The following is an 11,636-nucleotide window of genomic DNA, read 5'->3' as shown; positions in this document are numbered from 1 at the left end:
ACAGCCTGCCCGTCTCAAAGATAAGCATGCAGTCCAGCCTGTGATGATGAGTTTGTCGGACAGTTAAGATTAACTGTCTAGTGGCTCGCTCTACCTAATAACAACACTGTCAGCATATGGAGAATGCTATGGAAAGTAATTCACGCGTAGCCGATTATGACTCAGTCCAGCAGGGTAGCTATGATACAGTCGGTTCGATTGCGACGAACGTTGCGGACGGCTTCACGATGGTTGCAGTCGGCGACGTCATTGTGTCGCGGTCGCTGACCAAAGGCCAGCATCCTGGCTTCAGCGACATCGTCAAGATCCTCCATGGCGCCGATGTCACGTTTGGCAACTTGGAAACCAACATCTTCGATATCCGATCGTTCAAGGGAAGTCCGCAGGCTGAGTACGGCGGTGCATATCTTGTCAGCCCACCGGAGATCGGACCAGATTTGAAGGCGATGGGATTCAACATTGTCAGTCGTGCGAATAACCATACGCTGGATTGGGGCGTTGAAGGCATGCGTGAGACGGGCCAGCTGCTTGATCAGAACGGTATCGTTCATGCAGGTGCGGGCGAGAATCTCGCGCAAGCCGGCGCTGCCCGCTTTCTGGAGACCGCACGCGGTCGCGTGGCGTTGGTGTCATTTGCTGCAAGGTACACACCTATGTCTCGTGCGTGCGATCCCGCTGGAGAAGCGCCAGGCAGACCAGGAGTCAACGCCCTTCGTCTAGCGGTTAGTATCTTGGTCCCGCCGGCGATGCTCGAGAGCTTGAAGCGGCTACGCGATACTTTGCCTACTCCAGATCCGGCCCGCAAAGATCCAAAACGGGTCGTATTCACTCCAGATCCCTACCAAGGAGGAGTGACATATGAAACGGGCGACAAGCCCGGTTACAGCTACGAGCCCAACCCGCGCGATGTCACCGACATTCTACGAAACATTCGCCGGGGCAAGCAGTTCTCCGACTTCTGCATCGTAACTAGCCACTGTCACCAGCCCGGGAACTGGAGCCAGGAGCCGCCTAACTACGAACAATCGTTTGCGCATCAGCTAATTGATGCCGGAGCCGACGCATATGTCGGGCATGGACCGCACCAGGTGCGAGGCATCGAGATCTACAAGGGCAGGCCGATCTTTTATAGCTTGGGGAATTTCATCTATGACGACCTCCGAACCCCCGTGGGGGCTGACATGTTTGCCGCTTACGGTAAGGACCCACGGATCGACACGGATGCCGAAGTGACGGTCGCGGAAGAGGCAAAAGGATTTAACGATCCGGTCATCTATGAGAGCATCGTGACGGTTAGCCGATATGAGGAGAACCAGCTTGCGGAACTGCGGCTCTATCCAATCGAGCTCGGTTTCTCGAAGAGGTTTGCCAACCGGGGATTGCCGCGGCTCGCTTCACCGCCACAAGCAAGTGCCATTCTAGAGCGGCTACAAAAGATCTCGAAGCCATTTGGGACCGAAATCACCATCGACAACGGCGTTGGAGTGATCAGATTGCAGCCTATCTCGCCACGGTAATCTCGTTCGGCTCGGAGTAATTGCCTCACGTTCGCGATCAACGGGTTGAGAAAGCGGCAGGCACCGTATCCAAATGGCACATCGCGCTTCACCACCTCCGTTGCGCAACGGAGGTGCCCATAGCGGCGGCTTGGGCGTGCGGCCAAGAACGGTTCGGATCAAGAAATTGATCCTGAACCACTTACCGGGGAGCGCCGGCCGTGCGAGGAGGTACATCTGAACCTGGCCTACCGGTGGTTCTGCCGGCTTAGCCTCGAGGGTGATGTGCCTGACCATTCGACCTTCTCCAAGACCCGCCACGGCCGCTTCCGCGATGCCGACCTGCTGCGCGAACTGTTCGAGACCGTCGTGCGGCGCTGCATAGCGGAAGGGCTCGTCGGCGGCGAAGGCTTTGCGGTCGATGCCAGCATGATCGTCGCCGACGCCCATCGTCAGCGCGGGATTGAAACGGCCGAGGACCTCAATCCCAAAGCCAAGCGGGCCGTGGCTGAGTATCTCGCCACTCTGGATGACGCCGCCTTCGGGGCCGCCACGCCGGTAGAGCCAAAGTTCGTATCGCCTGTCGATCCTGCAGCACGCTGGACCGCCTCTTGGGGCGGCCCGGCCGTCTACGCCTATTGCACCAACTATCTGATCGACGTGGAGCACGCCGTCATCGTCGATGTGGAGCCCTCGACCGCGGTGCGCCAAGCCGAGGTGACGGCCGCCAAGACCATGATCGAGCGGGCGCACGACGAGCTCGGCCTTGCGCATTTCGCTGATTGTGAGCAGCCGTTTCAGGCGATGGTGAGCGCTCGTTTCATTTGATCGTGAGCAGGTATTTCGCGCGATCATGAGCGGCCGTTTCGACCGACGTGTTCATTGATTCAGGTGTTTGAGGCGCCGTCAAGAGGGCGGGCGCGGGCATTGTGTTTTCGCATGCTTTCTCCGGTGAGTTGAAGGCGGTGAGCGTTGTGAACGAGGCGATCCAGAATCGCGTCACCGAGGGTGGGATCCGCGAATGCTTCATGATGCACCTTTCCTTGATCGCCTGGTCCGCTGCAGGCGGCGTTGCAGTTGATCGATCTGGTCGCTGGAAAGGCTAATCTGCCAAGGCTGGCCTTTCGTGCTTTGCCGACCGTTGATAAGTCCCTGGGCGAGGTAATCGAAGATGGTTTGAGCCGTCACGCCGATTGCAGCGGCTGCGCCCTGTACAGAGTAGGTTCCATCAGGCCAGCGCGGCGGATTGGCTGCGACGCCGTTGATCTTGGCTGTGGGGATTCCCCAACGGTGGCGTAAGAGCCAGATGTTCTCATAGCTGAACAGCTTGCCTCGCGCCGAGCGGACACCCTCGTCATTCAATATTTTGGCGATTTGCCTGTCCATATCGCCCGCAGCATTGAGTTGCGTGATCCGCTCACGCACAAGCTCGAGTTCGCCATAGTCTCGATCGTAAGATTGAACTCGGCGTTGGATTTGATGTTCGCTGGTTGCGCCGGTCTGCCAAAGAATCCTGATGGCGACCTGGCCGCGTATCTTCTTCTGGTCGAGAACGACCTCCTGCACGATGAAGCGCAACATACGTTTGCGGTCTTCTGGTTGGGTGGTTTCTGAGTGCCAGATAGCCGGCAAATTCTCGGCGAGTTGCTGAAGCGCCGCGTGATCCTGTGTCTGTAACACCAAGGGCTCTCGGTCTCTCCACCGACGATATTCCTGCTCGATCTCATCGACCAAGCGCAGCTTGTCTTCCCATGCCTTTTCCAGGGTTCTGGCGACGAGACGATTTTCCGGTTCCACGGTGTCGTATTGTCGTCGAGCCCGCTCGGCGTCATACCGCGCACGTTCCCGCCGTAGCGTCCATTGTTTCTCGAGGCTCCGCGTTTCCTCCGCAATCTCGTCGAGCGCAGCGATGGCGATGGCGATTTGGTCAGGTTCCAACGCCTTCAGGAGGGTTTGGGCGACCAACTCATCTACTGCGGGCGCCCGAACCTCCTGACAGAGAGAGCTGCCGGTCTGGTTGCGGTCCGCCAGGCAGCAGTAAACGGGGCATGCACTGTCGGGGCCGCTGTAGCGCACGGTCATCCGCCGCCCGCATTGGCCGCAAACCGCCAAGCCCTGCAGCAAAGCAATGCCCTTGCGTGGCGCGCCGCGGTGGCCGGCCTCGTATCGATTGGTGTTGTCGGCGAGGCGTCTCTGATTGGCCATGAACTCCTCCCAGTTAATATAACCAGGGTGTGCGTCTTTGATGCAAACCTCCCAGTCGTCAATGGCCACCTTCGAGGTTGCGCGGTGCGAACCTGGACCTTGGCGGACCGCATTTATTCGGCGCCGGCCGTAGACATATGCGCCGGCATAGGCCGGGTTGTGCAAAATATGGTGGACATGGGCGATAGTGGCGTCTCGCCACACCAATTCATGGGGCGCCGGCCCGCGAAGCGGCCGCACAGGTACGGGTAGGTCATGCGTGCGCAGGTAACGCATAACGCGTCGCGCGGTCTGAAGCTCTCTAAATTTGTCGAAGATCAGACGCAGCCGAGCCTGCACCTCTTCATCAGGGTTAAACACGATCTGGCCGGAGCGGTTGTAGGCCAAGCCACCTGGCAGCGGTATGCGAAGCTCGCCCCGCGCCGCCTTCTGCCGCTCCCCTTGATGCAGGCGGATGCGGATCTGGTGCAACTCCGCTTCGCTCATGATCCCCGAGAGCCCTAACAGCAGCCGGTCGTGATAAGCGCAGGGATCGTAGAGACGTTCACCATCGGCGATGACAACGCCGAACAATGAACACAACTCGAGGAGTTGATGCCAGTCCCGGTTGTTGCGCGCCAATCGAGATGCATCGAGGCTGACCACCAGACCCGCGTTGCCGAGCCCGATCTCGGCGATGAGCCGTTGGAAGCCGCCGCGCTCGACTTGGCCGTTTCCCGACTTTCCAAGATCCTGATCGATGACGACGACACGATCCGGCGGCCAGCCCAATCTGACGGCGCGGTCCACCAAGCTGTACTGAAGTTCGGTGCTTTCCTGATGGTGGCGCACTTGGTTTATCGAGGATTGGCGCACATACACGTAAGCGAACTTTGAACGCCGGACGGCCGTGAGCCGCTCGTCAGGACTGCTCGGAACAGCCAACATCAAACCCCTCCCTCGCCGCTGGCGCGTTCGGCGGCATCCGGCGGATCAGAGTCGCGAGCATCTGCGCGACTTGGTGCTGAGATACTGGTGGGAGATTGTTCCAAAGGCTGGGCGTATCTGGCTTGATCCGTACTAGTGGAACACTGGTCTCCGGTAGAGACACGGCAATCCGATGCGCCAAAGCATGAGCAACCATCGCAACTCTCTATTGAGTTACTAAAGGTGATTCGCGCATAATACACTAAAGGAAGCAAAGTCCGAACGGATATTAACTTTTCAGTCGCGCCACGATGTTCATCATCATCATCGATAGCGCGCGACAAATCCGTAGCTGATCGGCGGATATTGCGTAACCGCCCATCCGGCAGGCGGATGACAACAAAGGCAGGTCCGCGCCCCGACCGAAGTGATGCCACCTCAAACCGCTGTCCACAGAGCGCGTGTCGAGGGTCAACCACCGTGATGTGAGACACCAGCCAATCAATGACGGGGGCATCCTGCTCTGCTTGGGTCGCCTATGACGTCGTGCCAGAGTTCCACGGGAATTTGGCTCGTGACGATGGTCGATGCGCGACCGTGGCGATCGTCGAGGATCTCCAGGAGGTCGCGCCGTTCGGACGCGTTGAGAACAGACAGGCCCCAGTCGTCGAGAAGGAGGAGTTGAACGCGCCCGAGCGTCTTGAGCAGGCGACCATAGCGTCCGTCACCTCGAGCCAGCGCGAGCGCCTCGAAGAGGCGCGGGACGCGATGATAGAGCACCGATCGATTGTCGCGGCAGGCTTTGTGGCCGAGCGCGCAGGCAATCCAACTCTTGCCCAGGCCGGTTGCGCCCGTGACCAGCAGATTCTCATGGCGATCGATCCAGTCGCCGGCGACGAGCCGGGCGAAGACGGCGCGGTCGATGCTGCGCGGGGTGCGCAAATCGACATCTTCCACGCACGCGCTCTGGCGCAGCGCGGCGAATTTGAGGCGTGTGGTGAGCCGTTTGGTGTCGCGCTCGGCGGCTTCGCGATCGACAAGAAGCCCGATGCGCTCCTCGAACGACAGGGCATCGAGATCCGGTGATCGTCGCTGCTCCTCAAAGGCCTTGGCCATTCCGGCCAGGCCGAGTGCGATCAGCCGTTCATGGGTGGGATGGGCGAGCATTGAGAACTCCATGGTTCAGTGGAAATAGCCCTGACCGCGGATGTTGCCGTGGCGCAGGGGTTGGTGGTCGGGCGTCTCGTCGAGGAAGGCCCGATCAAGGCCGTTCTTGAGGATCGAACGGATCGAGGCGACGGAGCGTGCCTTGATTAGGATGCCGCGTTGGCAGGCTGCATCGACGCGCGTGTTGCCGTAGCTCTTGGTCAGCGCCAGAATGCCGAGACAGGTGCGAAAGCCCTGTTCGGGATGCGGCCGGTCAGCGATGACAGCCTGGAAGAAGGCGGCGGTGGCGGGACCGATCTTCTCGCCGGCCGCGATCAGTCCCCCCGGCGTCCACTTGCCGTAGCGGCGATGCGCGCTCGGCATGTGATCGGCAACGGTGGTGTGGCCGCGCCGGTTGGGCGCACGGGCGTGGCTGGCGATGCGCTGCCCCTTGTGGAATATCTCGACGGTGTTGTCGGCGATGCTCACATCGACGAGCTCACGGATGAGGCGGTAGGGCGTGGAATACCAGTGCCCGTCCACCTCGACGTGATAGTCGGGCGCGACGCGGCAACGCTTCCAGCGCGCAAAGACGTATGGCTGGTCCGGCAGTTCTCCCAGCTTCGGCCTGTCGATCTCGGCGAAGAGCTCGGCGCGGCTGGAGCCGAAGCCGCGCATCTGGCGGGCGTTGAGTTCGGCGACGAGCAGGCGGATGGCGGCGTTCAGCTCCGCCAGGGAAAAGCAGCGCTGGTTGCGCAGCCGCGCCAGGACCCAGCGCTGGGCAATTTGCACGGCGACCTCGACTTTTGCCTTATCCTTCGGGCGTCTCGGCCTGGCTGCGAGAACTGCGGTGCCGTAATGGCTCGCCATCTCCGCATAGGTCCGGTTGAGACCGGGGTCGTAGCGGTCGGGGTTGGTGACGGCGGCCCTGAGATTATCGCAGACCACGAACTTCGGCACGCCATCTAGAAACCGGAACAGGTTGGTGTGAAGGCCGATCCAGTCGGGCAGGCTCTCGCTCGGGCACGCCTCGGCGTAGGTATAGTTCGAGGCGCCCATCGCTGCGACGAACAGCTTCATGGGACGCGCTTCGCCGGTGATGGGGTCGAAGATGTCGATGGTATCGCCAGCGAAATCGACAAACACCTTCTCGCCGCCCAGGTGCGTCTGGCGCATCGTCGGGCGCGCGCGCCCTTTCCAGGCCTCGAAGGTCGTACAAAACCAGGTGTAGCCAAAACCGTCGGGATTGGCGGCGCGATACTCCTCCCACAGCAGCACCCGCGTGACGCTGCGGCGGCGCAACTCCTTCTCCACATAGTTCCAGTCGGGAACGGACCGCCGAGGGCTTTGCGACGCCGCCTTCGGTGCCGGAAAGAGAAGCAGCTCAAGGCCTTCATCATCCATCCCTTCAGGCAGCGGCCAGCTCAGCCCCGCAAGACGGGCACGCCGCAGGTAACCATGCACGACGCCATTGCTCACCCCGAGCGTGCGCGCGATGACGCGTTCGGTCAGGCCCTGGACATGCCTTAGACGTAAAACTTCTCTGATCCGGCGCATCGACAATCTCTGGGTTGGCATCAGGCTTCCTCGTTGCATTGACGAGGCAACCTGTAGCCCGGTTGAGATGTCGGCCGAAGCGTCCACAACCTTCGAGGAGGCTGCTCACGATCGTCTGAAATCGCTGCTCACGATCCTCTGAAATCGTTGCTCATGATCCCGTGAAATCCGTGCTCACGATGCGGTGAAATCCATGCTCACGATCGTTTGAAATACGCACGGCCTGTGGCCGGAGCGGATGACGGCGCCGATTGTGTAGCATGCGGCCAACCAGATCGGCCGACTGCGCTTTCAACCAAGCCGCACCATACCCAGCTTACCCCATCAAGTGCCACGTGAGCACGAAGAGAACCCAGACACCCGAACGCGTCGAGAACGCTCACAACCGAGCGGCCGCCCCTTGACTCATTAGAGAACACAATCGGCACGATCCGTTCTTTACGACCTTTACCCCGCAGGAGCACTTGTGGTCGCCCTCGGCCGAGCTGGAGGTCGCAGGCATTGCCGCCGCCGAAGGCTTCTGAAACGCGCGCGCCAGTGCGTGCCCGAAATCAGAAGCGCCTGATCATGACGACCGCGGCGTTCGCTGATCTGCAATCTGGATCGCTGATGACATCATCAAATTCACGTCGTACGAGGTGATGCGTTATCTCAGTGTGCGACTTCTTGATCGGGAAGACGAGAACGCGTTGGGCGACGCCTAAGATGCGAAGTCGTTTGCTGCTACATGGTAGAAAATGACCGGATTGCCGACAGCCGGGCGTTGCACGTCGAGATCGTCGAGAAAATCGAGAACGAGTTTGCGGTCGAGATGCTCAACAGCCAATGCACATGGCTAAGTCCGGCATACTAGGCGGCGAACAAGATCAGCATGCGGCGGGTGCTAGGGTGCTAGCGATGGAGGTTCGCTCATGAGGCAGCTCCTCCGACGAATGTGCAGTCGGTCACATGTAGTGCTTCGCGGTTGTCGGCCGCGGCAAACATTGCCTCGCCTTGTAAGGTCACACTAAGGACAGCACCGTCTATCAAAACGAGGACATGATGACGTCGAGAATGTCCTCGATCGTGTCGGCCGGATAGACAACGTTTGCGCCCGCTTTGCCAAAAGCGTTCCTCAAATAGAGCTCAAGTGTATAATCGTCCTCTACGATTAAGATGCTGAAGTTTGGAGCTCTTTGTCGGCTTCCACCAACATACCGCAGGCTCGTCTCAAGACGCGAAACTAGCCTATACCAGTATTGTCATCCCCGGCTACATTCGAGGGCGCGGCACCCGAACGTTAAGCCGATTGTGCCAGAAGACGGGGGCGTGAACTTGCCTGCACTACCGGTCGTCCGTTAGAGTGATCGGTGTGAGCCACTCGGCCTTGACGAAAGGCGGCCGCTTCAACACGATCGCTCGGCTCGTCGACAGCGGACCGTCCCGCTCGGTGCGTGCCGCGATCTCTTTCCATTCCGGCGTTTGCACAAACTCTTGCCAACCAACACTCGCGGCCTTCTCGTCGGGCCACTCGACCACATACCAGATTTCGCCACTCTCTAGGGTTTCCCAGAAGTCGATTAGTTTAATTCCCGTCTTTTTGAAAAGCGGCAAGCTATCGCGAGCAAACCGCTCTCGCATCTTGTCCTTCATTCCCTCAGTCGGTACGTATTGCCGCAGTTCATAGATCATAGGTCAGCCTTAGCTCGTTAAATTATGCCGCTTGATTGCACGTCCCGGAGGTATTTCGATGGAACTACTCCAAAAGACGCTCCTCAAACGGGTAGGCCGATAGCAATTCATACCCGTCGGAGGTCACATGCAGCTGCTCTTCCAGCTTTAACCCATCTCTTTCGCCGACGGCGCCAATATAGCTTTCAACGCATACGACCATACCTGCTTCGAGTGTCGCGTCGTATGCTACCGGGCCACGGAATAATGGCCTTACTTGCGGATATTCGTCGCACATACCGACTCCATGTATAACGCAACTATAAGCTGGCTCCTGAAATTCGTCGGGCACCGGCCAGGCTGCCGCTTCTAGATCCTTCATGCTGAGGCCTGGACGTACGATCTTCATGTCTGTCTGCAATTCGTCGTACGCCAAGCGGTACAGTTGCCGCTGGCGCGCACTAGGCGGATTCTTCCCGTAGTAGAATGTCCGTGAGACATCGCAGAAATACCCAAATGGCCCCACCATATCGGTGTCAAATGCTATCAGGTCTCCCGGCTCGATGACTCGTTGGATAGCTTCCTGCAGCCATGGATTTAATTCGCGGCCCTGAAGCTAGCATTCGTCCCTCATGCCAGCCGCCCTGGTTTGCGAGGTTGGTAGCCCCAAAGCTGCACTTCGGTGACACCTGGCCCCACGCTCTCCTGCATCCGTGCAATGCCATGCTCGGCTACGGCCCATGCCCAGCGGATGCAGGATATCTCGTCGTCCGATTTGATAACCCGCGCCCCTTCCACGATGTTAATGGCGTCAATGACATCCAGTCCGCGCTGCAGCAGCGCTTGGGTTATGCTCGGGTTGACATACTCCACCGCCACTTTGCGATTGGTGGTGCCGATTTCGCTCAGGAGCCGAACCGATGTCGTCGGCGAGGAGTCTCGCGGCTTCCGCGAGTTCGTTGCCGCCATCGAAAAACGAAATCGGCCTACCCGGCCTCACGCTGTCTGCGGAGGATCCGTAGCTATAGGCCTGGTGAAGGGTGACTGGCCCATCGAGGGGCAAAAAGAGATAGGTGCTGGGGATACGCGACTGAAACAAGGGAAAAGTATTGTAGTCCACCGCATAGCGAATGGTGACTGGACTCACCAGGACACACAGTGCGACACCGGATTCGCGCATTGCGGCTTTTAGGCGGGCCTTCCGGTATCCATCGAGCCTTTGAAAGTCAATATCCGGCATCGGTCGAAACTGCCGCAAGTCACTCCAATTGTCACGGAGTACGAACCTATCCGGACCTGGTGAACCCAATTTGGAATTCGTCATAGAGCGCCTCGCACCTCGTGCCGGCAATGCTACTAACCAGTCACGCAGAAAGTCCCGCGGCACTGAGCTTAGGCAGTGGCTGACTGCACTTCAAATGAGTATCAATGGCGCCCCGGATAACCAGGAGTCATAACCACTCCAAGGATCGGCTTCGTCCTTTATGGTTGGACTCGGGTTCCTATGTACCACGCGAGTTCGACGCGCCGCTTCCTTTACCCATTGCTCCGTAGGCCGTTTCCTTTCGGTTCGGCAGCACGTGCGATTAGCGGGATCGTCACAAAAGCAGAAAGTAGGATGACGTCGGCCGTCATTTAAATTTCCATCCTGCTGGAGCCTTTGAGATTGTCAGAGCAGCCGCCGTACGGCGGCGATGATGTGATCCTTCGTCGGGAAAAAATCCTTCTCAAGGGCCGGACTGAAGGGTACGTGAATATCTGGAGCGCTCAACCGCAGGATCGGGCGCTTCAACAGATCGAAGGCCTCCTCCGCCATCACTGCGGCGATTTCACTTCCGACATTGCAGACGCGGTGCGCGTTCTCAGCGATCAAAAGCCGTCCGGTCTTGGCGACTGACGTTTTGATGGCCTCATGATCGAGCGGCTTCAACGTACGTGGATCGATCACTTCGACCGAAACGCCTTCCTCGGCGAGCGCCATGGCAGCTTCCATCGTCGGCCCAATGACACCGGCAACAGCGATAAGGGTTACATCTTCTCCTTCGCGCTTCACATCCGCTTTGCCAATCGGGATTAGATAGTCTGGATCTGTAGGCACATTGCCCTTGATCGGCCACAGGCGTGTGTCTTCGAAGACCATTACCGGACCGCCGTCGCGAATGGCCGATTTCATCAGACCCTTAATGTCGGCTGCGCTGGTCGGGCTGATGATCTTGAGGCCAGGCACATTCATGAAGAACGGATAAGGCCGGTCGGCATGCTGCGCTGCGTAGGACCCCAGCGAGGACATACAGCAACGAAACACGATCGGAATCTCGATCTGGCCTCCAGTCATATACCGCAATTTCGAGGCCTGGTTGATGATCTGATCCGAGGCGAGATAGACGAAGCTGGCACCTGACAGGTCTACGATCGGCCGCAATCCGTTGATGGCAGCCCCGATTCCGAGGCCGGTGAAACTGCCTTCTGAAATCGGCGTGTTCCAAATCCGGTTTTTGCCAAACCGCTCAATAAGCTTGGCGCAGCCGTGAACCGAGAGCTCCTCTCCTATTAAGACGACGCGCTCATCGCGATCCATTTCCTCCATATGCGCCTGCATGAGCGCTTCAAAATAAGTCATCTGAATATGGGTGCCTGGCGTCGCTGGAAATTTCTGGGCATCAGTTTCCATCTGGA

Annotated in this window: 7 protein-coding genes and 3 pseudogenes; 2 read left to right on the top strand and 8 right to left on the bottom strand. The window is 58.9% G+C overall.

The features are described 5' to 3' along the window. The first annotated feature begins 128 nt into the window (after positions 1 to 128). Complete coding sequence (locus tag RPG13_RS31735) at positions 129 to 1,517, top strand: CapA family protein (protein ID WP_337126854.1); 1,389 nt, start codon at positions 129 to 131, stop codon at positions 1,515 to 1,517. A 180-nt stretch (positions 1,518 to 1,697) separates the two neighbouring features. Beyond that, positions 1,698 to 2,264: pseudogene (locus tag RPG13_RS31730) on the top strand (transposase); the annotation flags it as partial. A 119-nt stretch (positions 2,265 to 2,383) separates the two neighbouring features. Here the strand turns inward: RPG13_RS31730 and RPG13_RS31725 are convergent. The 8 genes and pseudogenes from RPG13_RS31725 to RPG13_RS31690 all read right to left on the bottom strand — a co-directional run. Then, positions 2,384 to 2,527 (bottom strand): annotated as a pseudogene (locus RPG13_RS31725) (ATP-binding protein); the annotation flags it as partial. Beyond that, on the bottom strand, positions 2,523 to 4,628 hold the full coding sequence (locus RPG13_RS31720; RefSeq protein WP_337126853.1) for a recombinase family protein: 2,106 nt from the start codon (positions 4,626 to 4,628) through the stop codon (positions 2,523 to 2,525). The gene RPG13_RS31720 and the pseudogene RPG13_RS31725, both read right to left, overlap by 5 nt. Positions 4,629 to 5,126: 498 nt before the next feature. Next, positions 5,127 to 5,774, bottom strand: a pseudogene (gene istB, locus RPG13_RS31715) (IS21-like element helper ATPase IstB); the annotation flags it as partial. 15 nt (positions 5,775 to 5,789) lie between these two features. After that, complete coding sequence (gene istA, locus RPG13_RS31710; protein ID WP_337126851.1) at positions 5,790 to 7,331, bottom strand: IS21 family transposase; 1,542 nt, start codon at positions 7,329 to 7,331, stop codon at positions 5,790 to 5,792. Positions 7,332 to 8,633: 1,302 nt separating this feature from the next. After that, entirely contained in the window at positions 8,634 to 8,981 is a 348-nt protein-coding gene (locus RPG13_RS31705) for an NIPSNAP family protein (RefSeq protein ID WP_337126850.1), read from the bottom strand. A gap of 64 nt (positions 8,982 to 9,045) precedes the next feature. Then, positions 9,046 to 9,525: a M24 family metallopeptidase gene (locus tag RPG13_RS31700; protein WP_337127090.1), complete on the bottom strand. Its 480-nt coding sequence runs from the start codon at positions 9,523 to 9,525 to the stop codon at positions 9,046 to 9,048. A 65-nt stretch (positions 9,526 to 9,590) separates the two neighbouring features. Next, on the bottom strand, positions 9,591 to 9,929 hold the full coding sequence (locus RPG13_RS31695; protein WP_337126849.1) for a hypothetical protein: 339 nt from the start codon (positions 9,927 to 9,929) through the stop codon (positions 9,591 to 9,593). A 700-nt stretch (positions 9,930 to 10,629) separates the two neighbouring features. Then, a complete protein-coding gene (locus RPG13_RS31690; RefSeq protein ID WP_337126848.1) occupies positions 10,630 to 11,631 on the bottom strand; it encodes an alpha-ketoacid dehydrogenase subunit beta in 1,002 nt (333 codons plus the stop codon). Positions 11,632 to 11,636 lie beyond the last annotated feature (5 nt).

It is taken from the genome of Mesorhizobium sp. ISC15 (genome assembly GCF_037162615.1).
GTDB lineage: Bacteria > Pseudomonadota > Alphaproteobacteria > Rhizobiales > Rhizobiaceae > Mesorhizobium > Mesorhizobium mediterraneum.
This window is presented reverse-complemented; position numbering and strand designations above follow the sequence as displayed.